Annotated in this window: 19 protein-coding genes; 4 read left to right on the top strand and 15 right to left on the bottom strand. The window is 65.9% G+C overall.

The features are described from left to right. Window positions 1–26: 26 nt before the first annotated feature. The 3 genes from GTP90_RS10235 to scpC are packed head-to-tail and all read right to left on the bottom strand — an operon-like array spanning window position 27 to window position 3,142. Window positions 27–491 carry a CYTH domain-containing protein gene (locus GTP90_RS10235; protein WP_161083422.1) on the bottom strand — a complete coding sequence of 155 codons (465 nt, stop codon included), beginning with the start codon at window positions 489–491 and terminating at the stop codon, window positions 27–29. Between the two features lies 1 nt (window position 492). Beyond that, window positions 493–1,617, bottom strand: a complete 1,125-nt coding sequence (locus tag GTP90_RS10230) for a M14 family metallopeptidase (protein ID WP_161083421.1) — start codon at window positions 1,615–1,617, stop codon at window positions 493–495. A 31-nt stretch (window positions 1,618–1,648) separates the two neighbouring features. Then, window positions 1,649–3,142, bottom strand: a complete 1,494-nt coding sequence (scpC, locus tag GTP90_RS10225; RefSeq protein ID WP_161083420.1) for a succinyl-CoA:acetate CoA-transferase ScpC — start codon at window positions 3,140–3,142, stop codon at window positions 1,649–1,651. Between the two features lie 93 nt (window positions 3,143–3,235). Between scpC and GTP90_RS10220 the strand changes: the two genes are divergently transcribed. Continuing rightward, window positions 3,236–4,117 (top strand): LysR substrate-binding domain-containing protein, encoded by an 882-nt coding sequence (locus tag GTP90_RS10220; RefSeq protein WP_161083419.1) that lies wholly within the window; start codon window positions 3,236–3,238, stop codon window positions 4,115–4,117. Here the strand turns inward: GTP90_RS10220 and GTP90_RS10215 are convergent. The 4 genes from GTP90_RS10215 to GTP90_RS10200 all read right to left on the bottom strand — a co-directional run bounded on the left by GTP90_RS10215 (window position 4,114) and on the right by GTP90_RS10200 (window position 11,681). Continuing rightward, window positions 4,114–5,184 (bottom strand): patatin-like phospholipase family protein, encoded by a 1,071-nt coding sequence (locus tag GTP90_RS10215; RefSeq protein ID WP_161083489.1) that lies wholly within the window; start codon window positions 5,182–5,184, stop codon window positions 4,114–4,116. The two genes, GTP90_RS10220 and GTP90_RS10215, sit on opposite strands and share 4 nt — an antisense overlap. A gap of 128 nt (window positions 5,185–5,312) precedes the next feature. Next, window positions 5,313–6,776, bottom strand: coding sequence for a catalase (locus GTP90_RS10210; RefSeq protein WP_161083418.1), 1,464 nt, complete (start codon window positions 6,774–6,776; stop codon window positions 5,313–5,315). Window positions 6,777–6,918: 142 nt separating this feature from the next. Then, window positions 6,919–9,489, bottom strand: coding sequence for a cyanophycin synthetase (gene cphA / locus GTP90_RS10205; protein WP_161083417.1), 2,571 nt, complete (start codon window positions 9,487–9,489; stop codon window positions 6,919–6,921). A 26-nt stretch (window positions 9,490–9,515) separates the two neighbouring features. Continuing rightward, window positions 9,516–11,681 carry a cyanophycin synthetase gene (locus GTP90_RS10200; protein ID WP_161083416.1) on the bottom strand — a complete coding sequence of 722 codons (2,166 nt, stop codon included), beginning with the start codon at window positions 11,679–11,681 and terminating at the stop codon, window positions 9,516–9,518. Window positions 11,682–11,942: 261 nt separating this feature from the next. Here GTP90_RS10200 and GTP90_RS10195 point away from each other — a divergent pair, with 261 nt between their 5' ends. The 3 genes from GTP90_RS10195 (at window position 11,943) to GTP90_RS10185 (ending at window position 15,420) form a co-directional block, all read left to right on the top strand. Then, window positions 11,943–14,216: a cyanophycin metabolism-associated ABC transporter gene (locus tag GTP90_RS10195; RefSeq protein ID WP_161083415.1), complete on the top strand. Its 2,274-nt coding sequence runs from the start codon at window positions 11,943–11,945 to the stop codon at window positions 14,214–14,216. Window positions 14,217–14,228: 12 nt separating this feature from the next. Further along, a complete protein-coding gene (locus GTP90_RS10190; protein WP_161083414.1) occupies window positions 14,229–14,696 on the top strand; it encodes a cyanophycin metabolism-associated DUF1854 family protein in 468 nt (155 codons plus the stop codon). A 259-nt stretch (window positions 14,697–14,955) separates the two neighbouring features. After that, a complete protein-coding gene (locus tag GTP90_RS10185; RefSeq protein ID WP_161083413.1) occupies window positions 14,956–15,420 on the top strand; it encodes a hypothetical protein in 465 nt (154 codons plus the stop codon). Here the strand turns inward: GTP90_RS10185 and GTP90_RS10180 are convergent. The 8 genes from GTP90_RS10180 to GTP90_RS10150 all read right to left on the bottom strand — a co-directional run. Beyond that, complete coding sequence (locus tag GTP90_RS10180) at window positions 15,412–16,251, bottom strand: hypothetical protein (RefSeq protein ID WP_254451810.1); 840 nt, start codon at window positions 16,249–16,251, stop codon at window positions 15,412–15,414. The two genes, GTP90_RS10185 and GTP90_RS10180, sit on opposite strands and share 9 nt — an antisense overlap. 39 nt (window positions 16,252–16,290) lie before the next feature. Continuing rightward, window positions 16,291–17,862 carry an oleate hydratase gene (locus GTP90_RS10175; protein WP_161083412.1) on the bottom strand — a complete coding sequence of 524 codons (1,572 nt, stop codon included), beginning with the start codon at window positions 17,860–17,862 and terminating at the stop codon, window positions 16,291–16,293. A gap of 96 nt (window positions 17,863–17,958) precedes the next feature. Next, entirely contained in the window at window positions 17,959–18,120 is a 162-nt protein-coding gene (locus GTP90_RS36385; protein ID WP_175048042.1) for a hypothetical protein, read from the bottom strand. Between the two features lie 160 nt (window positions 18,121–18,280). Continuing rightward, on the bottom strand, window positions 18,281–19,570 hold the full coding sequence (locus GTP90_RS10170; RefSeq protein WP_161083411.1) for a sugar MFS transporter: 1,290 nt from the start codon (window positions 19,568–19,570) through the stop codon (window positions 18,281–18,283). A 20-nt stretch (window positions 19,571–19,590) separates the two neighbouring features. Then, window positions 19,591–22,125: a glycoside hydrolase family 3 protein gene (locus GTP90_RS10165; protein WP_161083410.1), complete on the bottom strand. Its 2,535-nt coding sequence runs from the start codon at window positions 22,123–22,125 to the stop codon at window positions 19,591–19,593. A 30-nt stretch (window positions 22,126–22,155) separates the two neighbouring features. Next, entirely contained in the window at window positions 22,156–23,514 is a 1,359-nt protein-coding gene (locus tag GTP90_RS10160; RefSeq protein ID WP_371875041.1) for a GH1 family beta-glucosidase, read from the bottom strand. Window positions 23,515–23,603: 89 nt separating this feature from the next. Then, window positions 23,604–24,614, bottom strand: a complete 1,011-nt coding sequence (locus GTP90_RS10155) for a LacI family DNA-binding transcriptional regulator (protein ID WP_161083408.1) — start codon at window positions 24,612–24,614, stop codon at window positions 23,604–23,606. Window positions 24,615–24,703: 89 nt separating this feature from the next. After that, the coding region (locus GTP90_RS10150; RefSeq protein WP_161083407.1) for an ABC transporter substrate-binding protein at window positions 24,704–25,880 on the bottom strand (1,177 nt) is incomplete at its 5' end.

Genomic DNA, 25,880 nt, shown 5'->3' with positions numbered 1-25,880 from the left:
AACCAGCTTAGTACAAATCCGGGCGCCTACCAAGCCGAATACGGATGCTTAATCAGACTTGAATTGAGATAGCGCAGGTCGTCGGTGACTTCCTCGCCCACCCAGTCCGGCTTGTCGAAGGCCTGGTCTTCCGAGGCCAACTCGATCTCGGCCACGACCAGCCCGGCGTTCGCACCGAGGAACTCATCCACTTCCCACACATTGCCCGCGTAGGGGATGCGACGGCGGTATTTTTCGATCAGCGGCTGCTCGCACAAACGGTCCAGCAGCTCGGCCGCGTCGGCCATCGGGATCGGATACTCCCACTCGCCGCGCGTGGCGCCGACGTTGCGGCCCTTGATCGTCATCACCGCCCGGTCGCCCTCGATGCGCACCCGCACCACGCGGTCCTTGTGCGACGACAGATAGCCCTGGCGAAAAAACACCGGCTCGCCAAGGCTCTTCCACGCATCGCCGCGCAAGAGGAACTTGCGCTCGATTTCAACGCCCATCTCAGGCGTCCAGCGACAGCAGGATCGGTTGCAGGATCGCCGCGCCCAGCGCCGCGCTGCGGGCGCCGTTCCAGCCCACGTGCGGGTCCGGCAGGTCGGCGTTGTCCTTGAAGGGCATCTCCAGCGTCAGCGCCAGGCAGCCGAAGTGGTGGCCGACGTACTTGGAGGCCAGCGTCAGCATGTCTTCCTTGTACTTGCTGGCGGCGTAGCCGTACTTGTCCTGGAAGTCCGGACTGGCGTCCTTGTAGCGATTGATGAAGTCCTGCTGCTTGACGCGGCGCTCTTCGCTGAAGTTCTCCAGCATCTCGTTACCGGCCACGAAGTTGTACGGCAGCGCCTCGTCGCCGTGGATATCGAAGAACATGTCGATGCCGGTTTCGTGCATCTTCTGCTTCACGTACAGCACTTCCGGGCTGCGCTCGACCGATGGTGTCATCCACTCGCGATTGAGGTTGGCGCCCGAGGCGTTGGTGCGCAGGTTGCCGCGCACCGAGCCGTCCGGATTCATGTTCGGCACGATGTAGAACACGCAGCGCTGCAGCAGCTTGCGGGCGATCGGATTGGCGTCGTCCAGCAGCGAATCGATCAGGCCTTCGATGAACCATTCGGCCATCGACTCGCCCGGATGCTGGCGCGCGATGAACCAGATCTTCTTTTCCGCTTCCGGCTTGCCGATGACAACCATGTTCATGTCGCGGCCATCGACGGTGTTGCCCAGGTCGTGCACGCGGGCCAGCGGATGCTCGGCCACTTCGCCCAGCAGGCGCAGATGGCGCTCGAACGAATACGGCTCGAAGTAGGCGTAGTAGACGCTGTCCGTTTCCGGCGTGTGCTTGATCGTCATGACCTGGCCGTCGAAGGCGGTCGGCACGCGGAACCAGTTTTCGGTGTCGTAGCTGGCCACGGCCTGGTAGTCCTCGTAGCCCTTGGCGTAGGTGGCCTGGCCGGCGTTCAGGAAGCGCATGCGCACCTGCTGGCCGCGCGCGCCCTGCAGGCGGAAATGGAACCACTGGTGGATATCGGCATGCGAGTCCTTGCGCAGATTCAGTTCGATTTCCGCCGCGCTGTCCGCGCGCAGCACTTCGATGGCGCCCGAGTCGAAGTTTTGGCTGATTTTGATGGTCATGTTGATCCAGTTTAAATGAATTCCGATGACCCTATTTTACCAGCATGCTTCCTTCGCGTTTGTAGCGGGCATGCCAGGACAAGGCCTGCTCCAGCACATGCGGCGTCTGGCCGCCGCCCTTGAGCGCTTCGGCGTAGTAGGCGCGCAGCTGCGGGCGGTAATCAGGATGGGCGCAGTTCTCGATGATCAGCGGCGCGCGTTCGCGCGGAGCCAGGCCGCGCAAGTCCGCCAGGCCCCATTCGGTCACCAGCACATCGACGTCATGCTCGGTGTGGTCGACGTGGGCGGCGAACGGCACCACGCTCGATATCGCGCCGTCCTTGGCCACCGACTTGGTGACGAACATCGAGATCTGGGCGTTGCGGGCGAAGTCGCCCGAGCCGCCGATGCCGTTCATCATGTGCGTGCCGCCGACGTGGGTGGAGTTGACGTTGCCGTAGATGTCGAACTCCAGCGCCGTGTTCAGCGCGATGAGGCCCAGGCGCCGCACCACCTCCGGATGGTTGCTGATCTCCTGGGGACGCAGCACGATGCGCTCGCGATACTGCTCGATATTGCGGATGAACTTCTCGTGCATCGCCGCCGACAGCGTGATCGACGACGCCGACGCCATCGACAGCTGGCCCGAATCGAGCAGCTCGATGGCGCTGTCCTGCAGCACTTCGGAATACATGGTCATGTCGCGGAACGGCGAATCGATCAGGCCATGCAGGACGGCGTTGGCGATGGTGCCGATGCCCGCCTGCAGCGGCCGCAGCTCAGGCCCCATGCGGCCCGCCTTCACTTCCCCCTGGAAGAAGGCGATCACGTGGCGCGCAATGGCGTCGGTCTCGTCGTCGGGCGGCAGCGCGTTGGACGGGCTGTCCGGACTGTCGGTGATGACGATGGCGGCGATGCGGTCGGGATGCACCGGGATCGAGGTCCAGCCCATGCGCTGCCACGGCGCCAGCAGCGGAATGGCGCCCCGGTGCGGGCGCGCACCCGGGATGTAGACATCATGGAAGCCCTCCAGCGCCAGCGGCGCGCTCAGGTTGATCTCGACGATGATCTTGCCCGCCTGCTGGGCGAAGTTGGCCGAGTTCCCGAGCGACATGGTGGGGATGATGCCGCCGTCCGGCGTGATCGCCACCGCTTCGATGACGGCGATATCGACGGGCTTCAGGTCGCCGGAGCGCAGCTGCTCCGCCGTCTCCGACAGGTGCTGGTCGATGAACATCACCTCGCCCGAATTGATCTTGCGGCGCAGCGCGGCGTCGGCCTGGAAGGGCATGCGGCGCGCGACCACGCCGGCGTTGGCCATCAAGCCATCGCTGTCGTTGCCCAGCGAGGCGCCGGTCAGCAGCGTCAGGTTCAGCGGCTCCTGGCGGGCGCGTTCCACCAGCGCGAGGGGCAGCGCCTTGGCGTCGCCGGCGCGGGTGAAACCGCTCATGCCGACGGACATGCCGTTCTTGAACAGCCGGGCCGCCTGCTCGGCGGTCATCACCTTGTCCATCAGCGCCGGGCGGCGGATACGGTCTTCATGCATTGCGATCTCCTGATTATTCGAATTTGATTTAGTATAGAATTCGGACATCAGTCGCTGTATGACTTAAATTCTCATCTTCCAGTCGTTTTATTCATGGACCTCAGATCGCTGCGCTACTTCGTCGAGACCGTTCGCCTGAACAGCTTCACGCAGGCGGCGGAGTCGCTGCACGTCACGCAATCGACCATCAGCAAGATGGTGCGACAGCTGGAGCAGGAAGTGGGCGCCCAGCTGCTGATACGCGAAGGCCGCAAGCTGACGCTGACCGACACCGGCAGCGTGGTCTACGCGCGCGGCGAGGAGATGCTGGCCACCATGCGCCAGCTGACCGAGGAAGTGCGCGACACGCAAGCCGCCCAGAGCGGCCACCTGACGATCGGCATCCCGCCGATGATCAACCTGCTGTTCACGCCCGTGCTCAAGGCCTTCCGCCAGCGCCATCCCGACATCGCGCTGACCTTGCGGGAGGATGCCGGCCAGGCGCTGGAGCGCCAGGTGGCGATGGGCGAACTGGAAATCGGCATGACGGCGCTGCCGGCCGATCCGCAACTGGGGCTGCAGACGGCGCCCATCGCCAGCTACCCGATCTGGGCGTTGGCCGCGCATGGCACCTTCCAGAAACACCGCACCACGCTCAAGCTGAAGGCGCTGACGAACATGCCGCTGGTGCTGTTGAAGGACGATTTCGCGCTGACGCGCAGCCTGCGGCACGCCTTCAGCGCGGCCGGCTTCGAGCCGCAGATCGCCGCGCAGAGCGGCCAGTGGGACTGGCTGGTGGCGATGGCGTCGGCCGGCATGGGGGTGGCGCTGCTGCCGGAACCATTCATCCACCGGCTGGCGATCGGCCGGCTGGACGCGGTGCGGCTGGTGGAGCCGGAGCTGCAGTGGCAGGCCGCGCATGTGTGGCGCGGCCCCTACCTGTCGCACGCGGCGCGCGCCTGGCTGGACGTGTGCCGCGAGGTGCTGCGCGCCTAAAGCGCCGGCAGCTCGTGGATGGCGATGCCCTCGATCGGGTCGATCTCGCGGTCCCACGGGCGCAGGGCGATCATGCGCCGCGTGTCCTCGTAGCCGGCCTGCCAGCGCGCGCGGATGCCGGCGGCGCTGAAGTCGATGTCCTTGGTGTGGTCCTCGCCGCCGATGCGCGGCGCCTTCAGCGACACCACATGCATGGTGGTGCCGCAGCCCCACGAGGCCAGTTCGCGCACCTCGGGCGACATCGCCGCCTCGTCCGACAGGTGCAGCGTCAACTGGCGGATCACGTGGCGCAGCCGGTGCAGCTTGCGCTGCTGCTCGATATTGCTGGCGCGGCTGGCATATTGGATTTCCTTGTACTTGTCGAGCACCTGCAGCATGCTTTGCGGCTCGCTGCCATCCGGGTTCCACACCTGCACCGAGAAGATCACTGAACTGCGGCGCGGCTCGTCGTCCAGCACCGCCTCGATCGGCGTGTTGGAGAAGATGCCGCCGTCCCAGTATGGCGCGCCGTCGATGCGTACTGATGGAAAGGCCGGCGGCAAGGCGCCGGACGCCATCACGTGCGACGCGCCCAGCGCTTCCTTGCGGCTGTCGAAGTAGCGCATGGCGCCGGTGCGCGCGTTGACCGCGCCGACGGTCAGCCGCGTGCGGCGGTCGTTGATGTAGTCGAAATCGACCAGCGTATCGAGCGTGGTGCGCAGCGGCGCGGTCTGATAGAAGGACGCGTGTTCGATGCCAACCTTGGCGTCGGGGTTCCACCACGACGAGAGATTGGGTTCGAAGAAGGCCGGTATGCCCTGCCCCATCGTCACCGCATTGGCCAGCGCGCGCGGCATGAAGGAAAAGCCCAGCGCGTTCTGCTCCATGCGGTGCCAGAACTGGCGCAGCCGGTCCATGCGGTAGCGCGGCTCGTTGCCAGCGATGATGGCGCCGTTGATGGCGCCGATGGACGTGCCGATCACCCAGTCCGGCTCGACGCCGGCTTCGTGCATCGCCTGGTAGACGCCCACCTGGTAGGCGCCCAAAGCGCCGCCGCCCTGCAGCGCCAGCACGACTTGCCCCGGCATCGATGGCGACGAAAGTTGGGCGGGTTTGCGATTCAAGTGTGACCTCCGGAAGAATACGGGCTGCGCTGCACCGCACCATCCGATTGTAGTGCAATTCAGCGCGGCCCGCAGCTTCGTTTATGCCACCATCATGCCAGCGTCACACCCTTGGCCGCCAGCGCCGCGCGCACGCCGGCGCCGTAGGCCGGGTCGGCCTGGTCGAAGTGGGCCAGCTGGCGGGCGATGATCTCGGCGCTCACCTGGCTCAACGGACCGGCGATGTTGTCGAACAGGTTCTGCTGCTCCTGCGCCGGCATCAGGCGGAACAGATTACCGGCTTGCGTGTAATCGTCTTCCTTGCCGCGGCCGTCGAAACGGGCCGCGCCGCCTTGCAGCGCCAGCGCCGGTTCGCCGTGGCCCAGGCCCTGCGGATTGCTGCCGTTCGCCTCGGTGGCCGCGTAGTTCTGCGCCGCGCCGCCGTTGGCGATGGCCATCGCGCCGTCGCGCTGCTGGTTGTGGAACGGGCAGCGCGGCGCGTTCACCGGCAGGTGCTGGTGGTTGGTGCCGACGCGGTACAGCTGGGCGTCGTGGTAGGCGAACAGGCGCGCCTGCAGCATCTTGTCCGGCGAGTAGCCCAGGCCAGGCACCACGTTGGCCGGCGACAGCGCGGCCTGTTCCACCTCGGCGTGGTAGTTCAGCGGGTTGCGGTTCAACTCGAACACGCCGACCGGGATCAGCGGGAAGTCCTTGTGCGGCCAGACCTTGGTCAGGTCGAACGGATTCCAGCCGGTGCGCGCTTCCCATGCGGCCAGTTCGGCCTCGGTGGCCACCTGCAGCTTGACGTCCCACTGCGGGAAGTCGCCGGCGGCGATGGCGCCGAACAGGTCGCGCTGGGCGTAGTCCGGATCGGTGCCGGCGATGCGGGTGGCTTCCGCGGCCGGCAGGTTCTTGATGCCTTGCCTGGTTTTCAGGTGCCACTTGACGTAGACGCGGTCACCGGCGGCGTTGATCATGCTGAAGGTGTGGCTGCCGAAACCGTCCATGTGGCGGTAGCCGTCCGGCGTGCCGCGGTCGGAGAACAGCATCGTCACCTGGTGCAGGCTTTCCGGCGTCTTACTCCAGAAGTCGAACATCATGGTCGGCGATTTGAGGTTGGTCTGCGGATCGCGTTTCTGGGTGTGGATGAAGTCGGGGAACTTGATGCCATCCTTGATGAAGAACATCGGCGTGTTGTTGCCGACCAGGTCCCAGTTGCCTTCCTCGGTGTAGAAGCGCATGGCGAAGCCGCGTGGATCGCGTTCGGTGTCGGCGCTGCCCTTCTCGCCGCCGACGGTGGAAAAGCGCACGAAGGTGTCGGTCTTCTTGCCGATCTCGGAGAACAGCCTGGCCTTGGTGTACTTGGTGATGTCGTGGGTGACGGTGAAGGTGCCGTAGGCGCCCGAACCCTTGGCGTGCACGACGCGCTCTGGAATGCGCTCGCGGTTGAAGTGCTGGAGCTTCTCGATCAGGTGGAAGTCTTGCAGCAGCAGCGGGCCACGCGGGCCGGCGCTGGCGGAGTTCTGGTTGTCGGCGACCGGGATGCCGGAGGCGGTGGTGATCGGTGGCTGGCTCATTGCTATGACTCCTGGTTGTTTGATAGTGAAATCATTCTACCGGCGGAGCATCATAAATAAAATCTATATATATTTATTAAATCAATAGTTATTAGCAATGATCGTGGCCGTAAAAAAACCGGGGACGAGGCCCCGGTTCGTTTTACGCTTCGCTGATGCGCTTGGCGATGTGGGCCAGCGCCTCTTCCACCTGGTCGACCAGGATCAGGCACAGGTCGCCCTCTTTCAGGCGCGCCAGGGCGGTGTCGATGGCGAGGAACTCGCCGTAGATCTCCTGAATGTGCGTGGTGCGCGGGGCGCCGTTCAGGCCCGAACGCAGCAGGCCCACCACCTCGCCGTCCACGCGGCCGCGCTGGCAGGCGTCTTCGTACAGGATCACGTCGTCGAAGGCGCGGCCCAGGATCTGCGTCTGCTGCGTGATGTCCTGGTCGCGGCGGTCGCCGGCGCCGCTGATCACCACCGCGCGGCGCTTGGCCGGCATGGTCTCCACCGCCTGCACCAGCGCCAGGATGGCGTCCGGATTGTGGCCGTAGTCGGCGATCAAGGTCGCGCCCTTGTAGTCGAACACGTTGAAACGGCCGGGCGCGTTGTCGGAATCGTTGGCGAAGGTTTTCAGGCCGAGGCGGATCGCGTCCCAGCTGATGCCCACGCCCCAGGCGGCGGCAACCGACGCCATGACATTCTCCACCTGGAAGCCGATGGCGCCGTTGCGGGTGATCGGCACTTCCGACAAGGGAATGCGCTGCACGTTCTTGCCTTCGGCGGCGACGATATGGCCGTCTTCCACGTACACGGTGCGGCTGCCTTGCGCCAGGTGCGTGGCGATCACCGGGTGGCCGCGTTCCGCGCCGAAGAAGATCACCTTGCCGCGGCAGGTCGCGGCCATGCCGGCGACGATGGGATCGATCGCGTTCAGCACAGCGAAGCCGCTCTCGGAGACGTTCTGCACGATCACGCGCTTCAGCACGGCCAGGTCTTCCACCGTGGTGATGTAGTTCAGGCCTAGGTGGTCGCCGCTGCCGATGTTGGTGACGACAGCCACCTGGCAACGGTCGAAGGCCAGGCCTTCACGCAGCACGCCGCCGCGCGCGGTCTCGAACACGGCCGCGTCGACGTCGGGATGCAGCAGCACGTTGCGCGCGCTGCGCGGGCCGCTGCAGTCGCCGCTGTCGGTCTGGCGGCCTTCGATGTAGACGCCGTCGGTGTTGGTCATGCCGGTGCGCAGGCCACTGGCCGTGAGCAGGTGGGCGATCAGGCGCACGGTGGTGGTCTTGCCGTTGGTGCCGGTGACAGCGACCACCGGAATGCGGCCGTTCTCGCCCGGCGCGAACATGGTGTTGACGATGGCCTCGCCCACCGCGCGGCCCTTGCCGAACGATGGCGCGATGTGCATGCGCAGGCCGGGGGCGGCGTTCACTTCCACCACGCCGCCGCGCTGGTTCTCGATCGGCTGCAGCACGCCGTCGCAGACCACGTCGACGCCGCAGATATCGAGGCCGATCATCTGCGCCGCTTCCACCGCGCGCGCCGCCACTTCAGGGTGCACGTCGTCGGTGACGTCGGTGGCGGTGCCGCCGGTCGACAGGTTGGCGTTGTTGCGCAGGATGACGCGCTGGCCCTTGGCCGGAATCGAATCGGCGTCCAGGTCCTGCAACGCCAGGCGCGCCAGCGCGATGTCGTCGAAGCGGATCTTGGTCAGCGAGGTCGAATGGCCGCTGCCGCGGCGCGGGTCGGCATTGACGATGTTGACCAGCTCACGCACGGTGTGCGTGCCGTCGCCCACCACTTGCGGCGGGTCGCGGCGCGCGGCCGCCACCAGCTTGTTGCCGATGACGAGCAGGCGATAGTCGTGGCCCGGCAGGTAGCGCTCGACCATGATGTTGTCGCGGAATTCCTTCGCCGTGCGGAACGCTTTGGCCAGGTGCTCCCTGGTCATCACGTTGACGGTGACGCCCTTGCCCTGGTTGCCGTCCTTCGGCTTGACCACCACCGGCAGGCCGATTTCCTGCGCGGCGGCCCAGGCGTCGTCGACGTCTTCCACCGAGCGGCCATTGGGCACGGGCACGCCGGCCGCGTGCAGCAGCTTCTTGGTCAGTTCCTTGTCCTGCGCGATCGATTCGCCGATGGCGCTGGTACTGTCCATCTCGGCGGCCTGGATGCGGCGCTGGCGCGAACCCCAGCCGAACATCACCATGCTGCCTTCGGTCAGGCGGCGGATCGGGATGTCGCGCGCGACGGCGGCGCTGACGATGGCGCCGGTGCTCGGGCCAAGGCGCACGTCTTCATCGAGGTCGCGCAGTTCGTTCAGCGCGCCGGTCAGGTCGAACGGGGTGTCGGCCAGGGCGGCGTTGATCAGGTTGTGCGCCAGCGTGATCGCCAGGCGGCCCACCGCTTCCTCGCTGTATTCGACGACGGTCTGGTAGATGCCCTCTTCCAGCGTGGCGGTGGTGCGGCTGAAGGTGACCGGGCAGCCGGCCTGCGCCTGCAGGCTCAGGGCCGCCACTTCCAGCACGCGCGCCAGCGGCACGGCGTCGGTGTAACCGGCGGTTTGCAGGGCGCCGATGGCGGGGAAGCGGGCGTGCAGGCGCTGCTCGAAGCCGGGCAGCGTGGCGATCGACTGCTCCTCGGACGGGCACGATACGATCACTTCCACCGCCGTGTGGTGGCTCCAAAGATTCGGTCCGCGCAGCGCGCGGGTGCGGATGACTTCCATAACTCTGCTTGTTCTTTCGTGATGTATCAGTGATGAGTTCGCTTCGGATTCGCGTCGAAGGTGCGCAGGCCGGCGCCGATCAATTCAGGCGTCAGGCCCAGCGCCCAACCGGCGGCGATCGCGGCCAGCACGGCTTCCGGCGGCACCAGCGGCGACAGCGGCAGGCTCGAAATATCTTCATGGCCCTGCGCCAGCACGATGCGTTCGGCGCGCTGGAACACCACGCGCTTGCCATCCTGGCGGTGCGCGGCGATGGCGGCCAGGTGCTCGTCGACGCCGTAGAACATCACGTCGCCGTCGCACAGGTCGGCCATGTCGACCACCTGCGGGTCGGCGGCGTTAAGCACCGCCACGCCGCTCGGCAGGATGACGTCGACCTGGGTGCGCAGCACGCCGTACAGCTTGTCGAGGCTGGCGATATGGAACTCGGCCACGTCCTCGAAGTCGCTGACGTCGGTCACCACGCCGACCGCGCATTTGTCGTAGGCCAGGCCTTCGGTCAGGATCATGCGGGCGCTGGCTTCGAACACGCCGGCTTCGACGTTCTTGTTGAGCAGCAGGCGTTCGCCGCTTTCCCAGTCGCTGAAGCCGTCGCGCGGCAGCAGGCGGCCGTTGACGAACAGGCCGTCCGCGCACGTCAGGCCGACCTTCTTGCCGCTGATCTGCAGCAGCCAGGCGATCAGGCGCGAGGCCATGGTGGCGCCGTGCTTGCCGGTGATGCCGACGATGGGCATGCGTCCGACCTCGTCGGGCGCGAACAGGTGGTCGACAATCGCTTCGCCGACGTTGCGCGGTTCGCCGGCGGCGGGCTTGAGGTGGGCCAGCAGGCCGGGGCTGGCGTTGACTTCGATGACAGCGCCGCCCTGCTCTTCCAGCGGACGCGAGATGTCGGCGGCCACCACGTCGATGCCGGCGATGTCCAGCCCGACCACGCGCGCGGCCAGCGTGGCCATCGCGGCCACTTGCGGGTGTACCAGGTCGGTGACGTCGGTGGCGACGTTGCCGTTGGTCTGGATCAGCACCTTCTGGCCGTCCAGCGGAATCGAGTAGGCGGTCATGCCCTGGCGCTGCAGCTCCAGGATGATCTCGGCGCCGTCCTGCGGCGCGATGACGTTCAGCGGCGCGTCCTCGGTGGTGCCGCGGCGCGGGTCGGTGTTGATCTGGGTGTCGCACAATTCGATGATGTTGGACTTGCCGTCGCCGGTGACCCACAGCGCTTCGCCGGCGGCCGCCGCCACCAGGCGCTTGCCGACCACCAGCAGGCGGTGCTCGTTGCCGGCGATGTAGCGCTCGACGATCACGCTCTTGCTGCCGCCCTTGCGCGCGGCCAGCACGTAGGCGGCGGCGACGTCGGCTTCGGTCATCAGGTTGAGCGAAACGCCGCGGCCGTGGTTGCCGTCGTACGGCTTGACCACGACCGGCAGGCCGATGTCCTGCGCCGCTTCCCAGGCCGCTTCGGCGCTGGTGACCAGTTCACCTTCCGGCACCGGCACGCCGCACGAGGCCAACAGCGACTTGGTCAAGTCCTTGTCGCTGGCGATGCCTTCGGCGATGGCGCTGGTCTGTTCGGTTTCGGCGGTCCAGATGCGGCGCTGGCGGGCGCCGTGGCCCAGCTGCACCAGGTTGCCGTCGGTCAGGCGGATAGACGGAATCTTGCGCACGGTGGCGGCGTCGACGATGTTGGCGGTGCTCGGGCCCAGGCACAGCGACTCGACCAGGTCGGTCAGCTCGGCCACGGTGGCGGCCAGGTCGTACGGCTTGTCCTCGATCATCGCCATCAGCAGGTCGCGGCCGGCGGCCAGCGCCGCACGCCCCACCTGCTCCTGGCGGGTGCGGAAGGCCATCTTGTACAAGCCGGTGTTCTCGCCGATCTGGCGCGTCTTGCCGAAGCCGGTCTTCATGCCGGCCAGGTTTTGCAGTTCCAGCACCACGTGTTCGAGGATGTGGCCGGCGTAGGTGCCGTCGCGCAGGCGCTCGAGGAAGCCGCCGTGCTCGCCCACGCCGCAGCGGTGGATGATCAGCCCCGGCAGGATCGCGGTCAGGCGCTCATACAAGCCAGGCAACAAATTCGAGGGAAAATTCTCCAGTTCGCCGATATCCAGCCATGCCTCGATCACCGGGCGATACGTCCAGATATTGGGTCCGCGCAAATGGGTGACGCGGAGAACTTCTATGTCTTTCTTCTTGGTCATGTTTCTATTCTTGTATCTTTGTTATCAGCCGTGGCCAGCCCGCGCCGTATTTTAACCTCTGTACCACCGCCGGCGGCCAAATTGCATTTGGCCCGACCTGCGCGTGCGTTATACTTGCCGCCAACAAAACACTGGTTTTCCTTGATATCAGTCAAGGATGTGACCATTGACAGAATACCGTAAATAAAGCGCTTGCATCAGTCGCAACGCCGACTAGTTCCACCTTTGTTCCACCTTTTCGCCACCGGAGTACGCAGCACGATGACAACAGAACAACTTTCCTCCAACACCAGCCAGAGCGAGCTTCCCGAGCGCTGGCGTTCCGAGGTGCAGGCACAACTTTCCCAAGGGGAAAACGCGGTAAGTGCCCTGGAGGTTGACCTGGATGAACAACTTCGTTTCTCCAAGGGCGTGATTGTCGTCACCGAACGCGGCGTGCTGGCGCGCGCACAGGGCCGCGCGGATTGGCAACATTGGCCTTTCGCTAAGGACCTGGCGCTCAAGCACCACGACCACGCGGGCGTCGGCCATCTGGAGCTGGTGAATCACGGCGGCCGGCTTGGCGCCTGGCGTTTCACGTTGGGCCAGAACCTGCAGGCGATCCGCCTGGTCGAGCAGTTCAACGCGCACCGCGACAGCCATGCGCTGGGCGTGCCGGTGGTGCGCGAGGAAAAGAACGTCTGCCCGAGCTGCAAGGCGCCGCTGGAGCCGGAGCAGGAGGAATGCCCGATCTGCACCAAGGTGGTGTACACGCCGCCGTCCACATGGACCTTGTTCCGCCTGTGGCGCTTCGCCGGTCCGTACAAGCTGCAGCTGGGCTTCGGCTTCGCGCTGATGCTGCTCAGCACCGGCGCGCACATGATTCCGCCCTACCTGACCATCCCGCTGATGGACAAGGTGCTGATCCCGTACCAGAACGGCGCGCCGGTCGATACCTCGCTGGTGGCGCTGTACATGTCCGGCCTGGTGGGATCGGCGGTGCTGGCGTGGATACTGGGCTGGGGCAAGACCTATGTGCTGGCGCTGGTGTCGGAGCGCATCGGCGCCGACCTGCGCACCGAGACCTACGACCACTTGCTGCGCCTGTCGCTGGAATACTTCGGCGGCAAGCGCACCGGCGACTTGATGTCGCGCATCGGCAGCGAGAGTGACCGCATCTGCGTGTTCCTGTCGCTGCACCTGCTGGACTTCGCGTCGGACTGCCTGATGATCATCATGACCGGCGTGATCCTGTTCTCGATCGATCCGTGGCTGGCGATCTTCACGCTGCTGCCGCTGCCGTTCATCGCGTGGCTGATCCACGTGGTGCGCGACCGCCTGCGCACCGGCTTCGAGAAGATCGACCGCGTGTGGGGCGAGGTGACCAATGTGCTGGCCGATACCATCCCCGGCATCCGCGTGGTGAAGGCGTTCGCGCAGGAGTCGCGCGAAGCGGCGCGCTTCCGCACCGCCAACAAGCACAATCTGGCGGTCAACGACAAGCTCAATAAAATCTGGTCGCTGTTCTCGCCGACCGTGTCGTTCCTGACGGAGCTTGGGCTGCTGGTCATCTGGGTGTTCGGTATTTACCAGGTGTCCAAGGGCCACATCACGGTCGGCGTGCTGTCGGCCTTCATCGCCTACTCCAGCCGCTTCTACGGCCGCCTGGATTCGATGAGCCGTATCGTTTCGGTGACGCAGAAATCGGCGTCGGCCGCCAAGCGCATCTTCGACATCCTCGACCACGTGTCGTCGGTGCCGGAGCCTGCCACCCCGGTCAAGCTGGCCAAGGTCGATGGCAACATCACCTTGCGCGAAGTGGGCTTCCGCTACGGGAACCGCGCCGTCAACCGCGGCATCTCGCTCGACATCAAGGCCGGCGAGATGATCGGCCTGGTGGGCCATTCGGGTTCGGGCAAGTCGACGCTGGTCAACCTGATCTGCCGCTTCTACGACGTGTCGGAAGGTGCGATCATGCTGGACGGCGTGGACATCCGCTCGTTCGCGGTGTCGGACTACCGCCGCAACATCGGCCTGGTGCTGCAGGAGCCGTTCCTGTTCTTCGGCACCATCGCCGAGAATCTGGCCTATGGCAAGCCGGGCGCCACGCGCGCCGAGATCATCGCCGCCGCCCGCGCCGCGCATGCGCACGAGTTCATCCTGCGCCTGCCGCAGGGTTACGATTCGATGGTGGGCGAGCGCGGACAGGGCTTGTCCGGCGGCGAGCGCCAGCGCATCTCGATCGCGCGCGCGCTGCTGATCGATCCGAAGATCCTGATCCTCGACGAGGCCACGTCCTCGGTCGATTCCGAGACCGAGAAGGAAATCCAGCGCGCGCTGGAGAACCTGGTGCAGGGCCGCACCACGATCGCCATCGCGCACCGCCTGTCCACGCTGCAGAAGGCGGACCGCCTGGTGGTGCTGGACCGCGGCGTGGTGGTGGAGGAAGGCGCGCACGACGACCTGATGGCGCGCGAAGGCGCCTACTACCGCCTGTACCAGGCGCAGGCCCGCAACGTCGACACGGATCTCGACGACAGCGGCAGCAAAGATTAAGAGAACAAGAACATGACGACGAATTTTAATTTGACACGCAATCCCTTCGGCCGCCTGGTGCTGACCACGGCCGAGGGCGAGGTGCACGAGAGCGTGGCGCCGGTGCGCGCCTTCCCGGTGCAGGCGCCGGACGACGGCATCGCGCTGGTGAGCACCGATGGCAAGGAGGTCGGCTGGATCGACCGCATCGAGGACCTGCCGGCGGCAGTCGGGCAACTGGTGCGCGAGGAGCTGGCCGGACGCGAGTTCATGCCGGAGATCGCGCGCATCAACAGCGTGACCAGCTTCGCCACGCCGTGCACATGGTCGGTGGCGACCGATCGCGGCGACACCGAGTTCGTGCTGCGCGGCGAGGAAGACATCCGCCGGCTGACGGTGGACACGCTCCTGATCTCGGACATCCACGGCATCCACTACCTGATCCGCGACGTGCGTGAGCTGGACAAGCATAGCAAGAAAATCCTCGACCGTTTCCTGTAAGCGAGCATTTCGCGGCCGGCAGCGCATGCAGCCTGCCAGCCGCCTCTACACCTTTGACATGCCGCAGCGTGTGCTTTCAAAAGCACCGCATGATTGATGCCGTGCGCCCGCCATCGTGGCGCCGCAAGGCATACAATGAAACTGCCCGAACCAAAATCCCATTTTCCGCTACTTCCGGCGCCCAAGCGCAAGCGCAAGCGGCCCAAGCCCGCCCCTGCCAAGCCGCCGGCGCATGGACCTTTGAAGAAAAGGAACAGTCATGGATGAGATCAAGGAAGAATTGCAGTTCAATTTGCGCTATGCCCAGCGTCTGTGCCAACGTACCTCGCGCTTTTATCGCCGGATACAGACCATGCTCACCTTCATCAGCCTGCTGGCAGGCAGCAGCGCGGTCGCGGCATTGGCCGCCCAGATGCTGATTCCATCCGCCTGGCTGCTGGGCGTGTTTGCGGTGTTCGGCTGTCTTAATCTGGCGATACGGCCAGCCGACAAAATCGCGGCCAACGATGCGGATGTCCGCAAGTACGGAGCTCTGCTGGCGAAACTCAACGTACTGGACGCGCCGGTGCTTCAGCAGATGCTGGACGAGGCGCGCCTTTCCGACACCATCGAGGTGGAACCTTTGCGCGCGGTGGCCTATAACGACGTCGTCATGGAAATCGACGAGCCGGACTCGCTGATCGAACTGAGCCCGATGCAGAAGCTGATGGGCGTTCTAGCCTGATGCCGCCAGCCGGCCGCGCACCGCGTCGATGAAGGCGTCTGGCTTGTCCAGGCTGATGCAGATGCGCGAGACGGGTTGCGCGCGGCCGAAGACGTTGGCCAGCTTGCTGCCGGCTTTCAGGCGGATTTCCACATTCATGCTGCCGAACTGGCGGTAGCGCAGCAGGCCGCGCTGGCGGCTCACGTCGTCGCCGCAACGCGCCACCGATTCGATCAGATGGTAAGGCACCACACGGTCGGCCGCGAACACGCCATAACGTATCAGGACCGCGCCGGCGTCCAGCGACACCGGCCGCCACTGGCTGGCGCGATACTCCGCCACCAGATACAGCACCGACCACACGCTGAGAATATCCACCGTCCACGCCATCCACGGCCTCACCGCCACCAGATGCAGCATGAAATGCGACAGCGGCATCTCGAACAGCATCACCATGATCAGCGCGAACTGGTTCGAGACGTTGCCGTCGTTCTTGTCGTAGCTGAAGTGCTGCTGGCCGGCGAAGCGCAGCCGCTCGCCGCGTCGCATGAACAAGGCGTAATACCAGATGCGCGCCTCGAACAGCGCGACCGGTGCGAAACCGGTGCCGGCGAAACGGCCGCGGATGGCGGTGGACAAGGCCTCGTCGGCGTTGCCGTCCATGCGCATCAGCGCCGCGACGCGGCGCACCATGTACACCAGCAGATACAGCTCCAGCGCGCCCTGCACCAGCGCCAGCACGGGCCAAAGCCGCTCGATGCCGCGCCACAGGTCCTTGCTGCCATTGGGGATGATCAGGCTACCGAAGGCGAATCCCGCCAACCAGTGCTTCCTTCCGATGCCGGCAAACATGGACACTCCCCGTGTGATGGACAAGGAGAGTATATCGTCTTATTGGAAAGCCTTCATGAGGGCTTCCAGTTTCACCTTCATCGACTTGTCGTGGTGGCTGACCGGCGGCACCGCGCGCTTGACGTCGAGCAGCTGGTAGACCGCCATCTGCGCCGCGCGCACCGAGTATTCGACGGTGAACACCACGTCCTCCGGCACTTCGACAAACTGGCTGACGAAGGCCAGGTTGCGCGAGTTGGGTGGCACCGGCAGCGGGCGGTCGCTCTTAAAGCGCGGCATGAACATGCTGGTGATGTAGGGCATGCGGCATGGGATGCAGTTCGCCTTGGCCATGACCTCCATGTCGAAATTCAGGTGGCCGCACAGCTCGCGCAGGATCTCCTCGCCGGTGCAATCGGCCATGGGCTTGGCGACGAAATTGCCGACGCGGTCCGGATGCAGCGAGTAGCCCCAGAATACCTGCACGCCTTCCGGCTGGCCGGCGAAGTGCGGCTGGTGCGCCAGCACGATGGACATCAGCCAGTTCGAATCCTTGAACGTCACCAGGCCGCCCGTGCCGGCCGCGTTGCCGCTGAACTGTTCCATCTTGTCGAAGAACGCGGGATCCTTCAGCGTGACGGTGAACGACTCCCACCACGATTCCGGGATGCTGGAATTGAAGACGGCCGGGTTGCCCAACTGCGGACGGTCCACCGCCAGCTTTTCCCACAGGGCCCAGCCCTGGCTGTCGCGCTTGTCCAGCTTGGCCGGGGCGCTGTGCATGCTGCCGAAGCTGGAGGCGTCGGTCATCGAGCCGTTCTGGAAGAACACCAGGTCGTGCGGGGCGACGGCGATGGTGCTGGTCTCGCCGTCACGGGTGCAGCGCAGCGCCGACGCAGTCAGCACACCGCCCTCCTCCAGCAGTTCGATGTCGTCGACCTTGCAGTCGCGGACCACCTGCACGCCCTGCTGCTGCAGCCAGTGCTGCAATGGACGCACGAAGGAGTCGTACTGGTTGTAGACGGTGCGCTTGACGCCGGCCAGCGTTTCAATGCGCGAGAACTCCATCATGAAGCGATGCAGGTAGCGCTTGAACTCCACGGCGCTGTGCCAGGGCTGGAAGGCGAAGGTGGTGGCCCACATGTACCAGAATTTGGTGTCGAAGAATTCCGGCGACAGCCAGTCGGTGATGGCACTGTCGCCCAGCTTTTCCTCGTCGGCTTCGGCCAGCGCCAGCAGCTCGGCGCGGTCCTGCATGCTGAAGCCCATTGACGTCACGTTGACGCGGAAGCGGTTGCGGTCGACCAGGCGGGCCTGCGAGTGCGACTTGTGCATTTTGTTGAAGGCCACCGTTTCGTCATAGACGCTCTGGCCTTCGTGTTCCAGCGATGGGATGCTCTTGAACAGGTCCCAGGTGCATTCGTAGTTGTCGGTGGTGAGCATGCGGCCGCCGCGCAGCGTGTAGCCGGTGTCCGCGTTGCCGCCGCCATCGAGGCTGCCGCCGGCCAGCGGCATCGCTTCGAAGATGGTGATGTTGCGGCCGTCGATGCCGGCGTCGCGGATCATGAAGGCTGCGGCGGACAGCGAACCGATACCGCCGCCGACCAGATACGCTTTGATGGTGTTGCTCATGGCTCTGTCCTTTGTCTATGTCAGTGCCATGATAGTGCGGATCTTGAGGCGCGATATCCATGCGCCAGATCAAAAAAATCAAAAGAGCGGCAGCGCTCAGTCGAAGGCGACATCCTCAAGACGGAGCCGGAATTTTCTGCGTTCTGGCTCGGTCCAGCCTTGGCCGGGGACGGCGTCGTGGTGCACCGAGACGGGGGCCGGGGCAGCAGGCGCGAACAGGGTGGAGGGGGAGACGTTCACACTCATTGTAGCAACCATGCTGCTCTCCTTACTGGAACCTACTGATTTCTGCTTCCCGTTACTGAGTTGGACAGCGGGAGTGCAGTCAAGTTCAATTCAGTAGATTTCAGCAAGGAGTTCAGCAGGTTTGCTAGAAGGAGAATGCGGCTATACCCATGGTGTGTATAGCCGCGGCAAGTTATTTATCCGAGTACATGTCGGCGTATTTCAGGCCGAAGTACAGGATGAAGGTGTAGCAGGCCGCCGGCACCAGGAAGGACATCTGCAGGCTCATGGTGTCTGCCAGCAGGCCCTGGCCGAACGGCACCAGCGCGCCGCCGACGATGGCCATGCACAGCACGCCCGAGCCCTGGCCGGTCAATGGTCCCAGCTTGTTGAGCGCCATCGAGAAGATGGTCGGGAACATGATGGAGTTGAACAGGCCGACCGCCAGCATCGCCCACATCGCCAGGTGGCCGCCGCTGAAGATCGCGGTGAGCACCAGCGCGATCACCGCGGCCGAGTTGAAGGCCAGCGCCTTGCCAGGGCTGACGTAGCGCATCACGGCGAAGCCGATGAAGCGGCCCACCATCGCGCCGCCCCAGTAGTAGCTGACGAAAGGCGCGGCGTCGGCGGCCGACAGGTTCGCCACCTTGGCGTCGCCCATGAAGTTGATCAGGAAGCTGCCGATACTGACCTCGCCGCCCACGTACAGGAAGATCGCCACCGCGCCCAGCACCAGATGGCGGTGCTGCAGCACCGCCGACCAGCCGGCGCTTTCGCCGCCAGCTTGTTCGGCGTCGACGATCTTGGGCAGGCGCGCCAGCGCGAACAGCACCGCCAGCGCCAGCAGGGCCGCCGCCAGCACCAGATACGGGCCTTGCACGCTGGCCGCCTGGGTGGCGTGGTAGGCCGCCAGCTGCTCGGTGGTGAGCTTGGCCATGTCGGCGGAGCTCATCACGCCGCCGGCCAGGATCAACATGCCGCCCAGCGTGGGCGCCACGGTGGTGCCCAGCGAGTTGAAGGCCTGGGTCAGCGTCAGGCGGCTGGAGGCGGTCTGCGGATCGCCCAGCACCGTCACGTAGGGATTGGCCGCCACCTGCAGCACCGTGATGCCGCCCGCCAGCACGAAGAAGGCGATCAGGAACAGCGTGTAGCCGCTGGTCGCCGCCGGGTAGAACAGCGCGCAGCCGGCGGCCGCGATGGTCAGGCCGGCGACGGCGCCGTTCTGGTAGCCGATCTTCTTGATCAGCATACCGGCCGGCAGCGAGACGATGAAGTACGCGCCGAAGAAGCAGAACTGCACCAGCATGGCCTGCACGTAGGTCAGCGTGTAGACCGCCTTCAGGTGCGGGATCAGCACGTCGTTCATGGAGGTCAGCAGGCCCCACATGAAGAACAGGATGGTGACGATGATCAGCGGACCGGTGTTGCCGCCGGTCTGGCTCTGGCCACCCGGCACGGGGACGGCTTGGGAATAGGTTTCCATGCTTTGAGAATCTCCTGGGTTTATTTAAAGTCGCCGCACGCCAGCGCATCCTTGTCCCTGGCGGCGCCGCCAACGATCTGGATGTTGGCGAATGTCGCTGCGAACGGCGCGTCGGCGGACACGCTGAACGGCGTGCTCAATGCCGCCAGCGACAGTCCTTTGGCGCTGAAACAGGCCAGCGGAATCTTCACCGTCTGCTTGCCCTTGCCGGCCAGGCGCTGGAACACGGCGCTGGCGTCCAGCTCCACGGTTTCGATGCCGACGCTGGCCTTGCCCTGCGGCGCAGCCGACACGATAGCATCAAACTGCAGTGCGCCGTCGGTCGAAGCGAACGCCGGCAGCTTCTGCGCGTGCGCCGCCTGCGCTTCCAGCCTGGCCGCGCCGGTCCAGGTGAGGCGCTTGGCGTCCTGCTGGGTGTTGATCTGCGCGGTTTCGACCTTCACGGTCGGCAGGTTGAACACGGCGTTCAGGTCCGCGCCCAAGGCCACGCGCTGGCCGCCGCTGCTGACGTACAGCGCGTAGGTCGAGCGGTCGGCGGGCGCGTACACCGACACCGAGGTGGCCTTGCCGCAGCCGCCGGCAGGATAGTTCGCGTCCAGCAGCGGCAGGGCGGGCTTGCCGGCCGCACCCGCGTAGGTCAGGCCGTAGCCGTACTTGAACAGCGGATCGTACGCGGCGTCGCCGACGTTGAGCGGCGACTGGCAGGCCGACTTCGGCCACGAGAACGACAGCTTGCCGTGGAAGTCCACGTTGACCTTGCCGTCCGCCTTGCGGAACAGCACATCGGACACGCCCTTGCCTTCAGTGCCCGGCAGCCAGGCCGAGACGAAGCTGTCCGACAGGTTGAGCAGGTCGTTGACGAACAGCGGACGGCCGGACATCAGCACCGTCACCACCGGCTTGCCCTTGCCCGCCACGGCCTGCAGCACGGCCAGGTCCTCGGGATGGCGGCCGGACAGGCGCAGCGTGCCCGATGGGCCGATGTCGCCGTCGCCTTCCGCGTACGGCGTCTCGCCGATGACGGCGATGACGGCGTCGAACTTGCTGACGTCGACGCCGGCGGCGTTTTCGCTGAAGGTGACGTTGTCCTTGCCGGCGGCGTCCTGGATGCCGGCCAGGATGGTGTCGCTGACCGGGTAGTCGCTGTTCTTGTTGTCGGTGCCCTGCCACGTCAGCGACCAGCCGCCCGACTGGTTGGCCATGTTGTCCGCGCTCTTGCCGACCACCAGGATCTTTTTACCGCGCGCCAGCGGCAGCACGCCGCCGTTGTTCTTCAACAGCACCAGCGATTCGCGCACCGCCTGGCGCGCCAGCGCGCGCGCCTGCAGCAGCTCCTGCTTGCCGGCGTAGACGTTCTGCGAAGGCTTCTTGCCGTCGAACAGGCCGGCGCGCAGTTTCACGCGCAGGATGCGGGTGACCGCGTCGTCGATGCGCGACATCGGGATCTCGCCCTTCTCCACCTGTGCGATGGTGTTGGCGATGAAGGTCTTCCAGTGTTCCGGCACCATCACCATGTCGACGCCGGCGTTGATCGAGGCGGCGCAGCTGTCGTTGGCGCAGCCCGGCACCTCGGCGATGGCGTTCCAGTCGCTGACCACAAGGCCGTCGAAGCCCATTTTGGTTTTCAGCGCGTCGGTCAGCAGCTCTTTACTGCCGTGCATCTTGCCGTGGTCGGAGCCGCCCTTGACGTCGTTCCAGCTGTTGAAGGACGCCATCACCGTCTGCACGCCGGCCTGCAGCGCCGGGTAGTAGCCCTGCGCGTGGATGTTGATCATGTCCGCCATCGTGGACTGGTTCTCGCCGCGGTCCTTGCCTTCGGCCGTGCCGCCGTCGCCGATGAAGTGCTTGGCGGTGGCGACCACCGTGCCATCCGATTTCAAATCGCCCTGCAGGCCCTTGACGTAGGCGCCGGCGTAGTCCTTGACGATGGCCGGGTCTTCCGAGAAGGATTCGTAGGTGCGCCCCCAGCGGTCGTCGCGCACCACGGCCAGCGTCGGCGCGAACACCCAGTCGATGCCGGTGGCGCGCACCGCCCTGGCGACCGACCTGGCCATCTCGCCAACCAGTTTCGCGTCGCGCGCGGCGCCCAGGCCTATGTTGTGCGGGAACAGCGTGGCGCCGTACATATTGCTGTTGCCGTGCATGGCGTCGATGCCCCAGATGACCGGCACCTTGACCTTCATGTCGGTGCTCATCGAGGCGTCGTAGTAGGCGTCGGCCAGCTTGACCCAGTCGGCCGCCGTGGCGTACTTGTTCCCCTGCGGCCAGCTGCCGCCGCCGTTCAACACCGAACCGACGTAGTATTCGCGCACCTGCTCGGGCGTGATGAACTTGATTTCCGGCTGCGTCATCTGGCCGACCTTCTGCGCCAGCGTCATGCCGGCCACGATCTGCGCGATGCGCGCTTCCATGGCCTTGTCCTGCTTGACGGCGCTGGTGATGTGCGGCCAGTCGGCCAGCGGCTTGGCGGCCGGCGCGGCGGCGATGCCGGCGGCGCTAAACGCCAGTGTGGCGGCCAGCACGGCGCGGCGCAGGATGTGGTTGTTGGTCTTCATTTGGTGCTTGTCTCCGTCGTTGATGTTGTTTCAGGCGCCGCGCACGAAGGCGCTGTACCACTGGCCGCTTTGCTTGAGGATGCGGCGCTGTGTCGGGTAGTCGATGTAGGTCAGGCCGAAGCGGCGCAGATAGCCTTCCGCCCATTCGAAGTTGTCCAGCAGGCTCCAGGCGAAATAGCCCTTGATGTTGCCGCCCGCGCCGATGGCGTCGCGCATGGCGGCCAGGTGGCGGATCAGGTAGTCGCGGCGCGCGGTGTCGTTCACCGCGCCGTCGGCGGTCAGCACATCGTCGTAGGACGAGCCGTTTTCGGTCACGTACAAATCGCCGGTCGGGTAGTCGCGCGCCACGCGCTCCAGCAGGTCGACCAGTCCTTGCGGCGACACCTCCCAGCCGAAGTCCGTGCGCTGGCGGTCCTGCGGGTAGACGATGGAAGTGCGCAGCGGGTACTGCTCCGGCGCGTCCCGCACCACCTCGGGGAAGTAGTAGTTCACGCCGAGGAAGTCCATCGGCGCGGCGATCGCCTCCATGTCGCCCGGCAGCACCTGCGGCGCGTCCCGGCCCACCAGTTGCAGCGCCAGTTCGGGATAGCCGCGGCCATACAGCGCGTCGAGGAACCAGCGGTTGCGCAGCGCGTCGTGGCGCACCACGGCCTCGCGGTCGGCGGCGCTGTCGCTGGCCGCCTTGACCGGATGCAGGCTCAAGGCGATGCCGACCTGCGCGCCCGGCACATTGGCGCGGATCAGCGGCACCGCCAGGCCGTGCGACACCAGCACGTTGTGGCACACCTGCAGCGCCAGCGGCAGGCTCTTGTTGCCCGGCGCATGCATGCCGTCCCAGTTGCCGTGCATGGCCGTGCACCATGGCTCGTTGTGTGTGATCCAGTGCTTCACGCGGTCGCCCAGGTGCTTGCTGATCACGTCCGCGTAGCGCAGGAAGGCGTCCACCGTGGCGCGGTTGGCCCAGCCGCCCTGGTCCTCCAGGTACTGCGGCAGGTCCCAGTGATACAGCGTGCACCACGGCTGCAGGCCGCGCGCCAGCATGCCGTCCACCAGCTTCGAATAGAAGGCCAGCCCCCGCGGGTTCGGCTGCGCGTCCACGCCGTTGAAGATGCGCGGCCAGGCGATCGAGAAGCGGTAGGCGTTCAGGCCCATCGACTGCGCCAGGTCCAGGTCCTCCTCCCAGCGGTGGTAGTGGTCGCAGGCCACCGCGCCGGTCGAGCCGTCGCGCACCTTGCCCGGCGTGGCGCTGAAGGTGTCCCAGATCGACGGCACGCGGCCGTCCACCGCGGCGGCGCCCTCGATCTGGTAGGCCGACGTCGAGACGCCCCACAGGAAGTCGCTGGCAAAGTCGCTACGCTGGATCGCGGTGGGCAGGTCGGTAAGTATCATGGTCATATTTTTAGGTGGAACTTTTTTAGTGGAATCGTTTCCATTGCACTGCAAAAAAAGAGCATGCGCCAGCGCATACTCCTCGTTCTTTACTGCCTGGGCGCCGCCAGCGATGCGCGCCGGGTGACGTGCAGGCGGTAGTCCCGCGCCACCGGCCGCTGCAACTCGTAGCAGTGGTTCAGCAGGTAGTTCAAGCCGTTCAGCGTCATCTCGCTCCACGGGATGTGCACGCTCGTCAGGCGCGGCGCGGTGAACTCCGCGCTGTGCGTGTCGTCGTAGCCCAGCACCGAGACCTGCTCCGGCACCGCCACCCCGGCCTGCTGGAAGCAGGACAAGGCCCCCACCGCCATCTCATCGTTGGCGCAGAACACCGCCGTGAATTCGTAGCCCGACGCCATCAGCCGCTCGGCGCAGGCCCAGCCGCCCTCCGGCGAAAACTGCCCATCCTCCATCCACACCGAGGCCGGAGCGATGCCGGCCGCCGCCAGCTCGGCCAGGAAGCCGGCGATGCGCTGCTGGTTGTCCGGCGCGCTGGCGCGGCCCGCGATCACGGCGATCCGGCGGTGGCCCAGCTCCAGCAGCGTGCGCGCCGCCAGCCGGCCGCCGGCCTCGTGGTCGACGGTGAAGCACTGTTCGGCGATGCTGGCAAAGCCGTGGTTGATCACCACCACCCGCGACTGGAACGGCCCCAGCGCGACAAAGTCCTCGTCCTCCAGCGCGTTGCTCATCACGATCAGGCCGTCGCTGCCGCGCTCGATCAGGAAGTTGATGCCCTCGATCGCCTGCTGCCGCGCGTCGCCGTCGCCCACGCCGAAGGCCACCACCATGTTCAGGCCGGCCGCCCGCAGCGCGGTGTAGATCGACTGCAGGATGGGCGTGTAGAACGTCCCGCTCAGGTAGGGGATGTACACGCCTATCATCTGCGAGCTGCCCGACAGCAGCGAGCGCGCCGCGTGCGAGGGCCGGAACTCCAGCTCCTCGATCGCCTTGCGCACCTTTTCCAGCGTTGCCTGCGACACCGAGCCCTTGCCGCTGATCACACGCGACGCAGTGCCCAGCCCCACTCCCGCCAGGCGGGCTACGTCCTTGATAGTTGCCACTGGTTCCCTTATCCGTTCAGTCCATGCGGCGGCAAGCATACCGCATGGCGCCCGGCGGTGACAAGCACGCCGCCGTCCGGCCCCTGCCGTCAGTCGCGCAGCGCGGCGGCGATGCTCTTCTGCGCCTTCTCCACCGGCATGCGGGTGTTCCAGAAGGCCGTCAGCACGTCCTGCAGCGCGCCGTTCTGGTCCGGCGTCAGGTAGACCTCGATCATGCCGACCTGGCGCGACTTGTCCTTCATGATGGCCATGCCGGCCTGGGCGCAGGCGTCCATCGACGACACGTCGATGTCGCTGCGCACCGGCAGCGAGCCTTTGAGCTTGCTGAACTCGAGCTGCGCGGCCGGCGCCAGCATGGTGGTGGCCAGCAGCTTCTGCGCCTTGACGGCGTCGGGGTTGGCGGTTTTCGGGAACACGAAGGCGTCGCCCTGGATCAGGTAGGGCACGGCGGGGCCCAGGCCGGCGATGCAGCCGAAGTCCTTGCCGGCGCTCTGTCTGGCGGCGGCGAATTCGCCCTTGGCCCAGTCGCCCATGATCTGCACCCCGGCCTTGCCGCTGATGAGCATGGCGGTGGCGTCGTTCCAGTTGCGGTTGGGCGAGCCGGCGTCCACATAGCTTTGCAGGCGCTTGAAGGCCGCCAGCACCTTCTTGAACGCCTCGGAGTTGAGCGCCTTGGGGTCGCGGTCGCGCAGCACCTGCAGGTACAGCTGCTTGCCGCCGACGTTGGCCAGCATGGCCTGGAACAGGATGTTCTCCTGCCACGGCTGGCCGCCGTGCGCCAGGCCGACCAGGCCGGCCGCCTTGAGCTTGTCGAGCGCGGCGAACAGCTGGTCCGGCGTGGTGGGCTCGGCGGCGATGCCGGCCTTCTTGAAGGCGGCCTTGGAGTACCAGATCCAGGTCGACATGTGGATGTCCACCGGCAGCGCGTAGTAGTGGCCCTTGACGCGGATGACGTCGAGCATCGGGCCCGGCATCAACTGGTCCCAGTGGTCGCGCGCGGCGATGTCGTCGACGTTGTTGAGCGAGCCCTGGTCGATCAGGTCGCGGAACTGCTTGGTGGTGTTGAACTGGGCGGCGGTGGGCGGGTTGCCGCCGACGATGCGGTTGATCGCCACCGCCTTGGCCTGGTCGGCCCCGGCCACGGCGGTGTCGGCCCAGACGCCGCCGGCGGCGCGGTAGGCGTCGGCGAACTTGCGCACGGCGGCCGACTCGCTGCTGGAGGTCCACCAGTGCATCACTTCGGCGCGCGGCCCGGCGGCCGGCGCG

The organism is Duganella vulcania, assembly GCF_009857655.1.
GTDB classification, from domain to species: domain Bacteria; phylum Pseudomonadota; class Gammaproteobacteria; order Burkholderiales; family Burkholderiaceae_D; genus Rugamonas; species Rugamonas vulcania.
The sequence above is the reverse complement of the archived record's forward strand: the minus strand, read 5'-3'. Positions and strand labels throughout refer to the sequence as shown.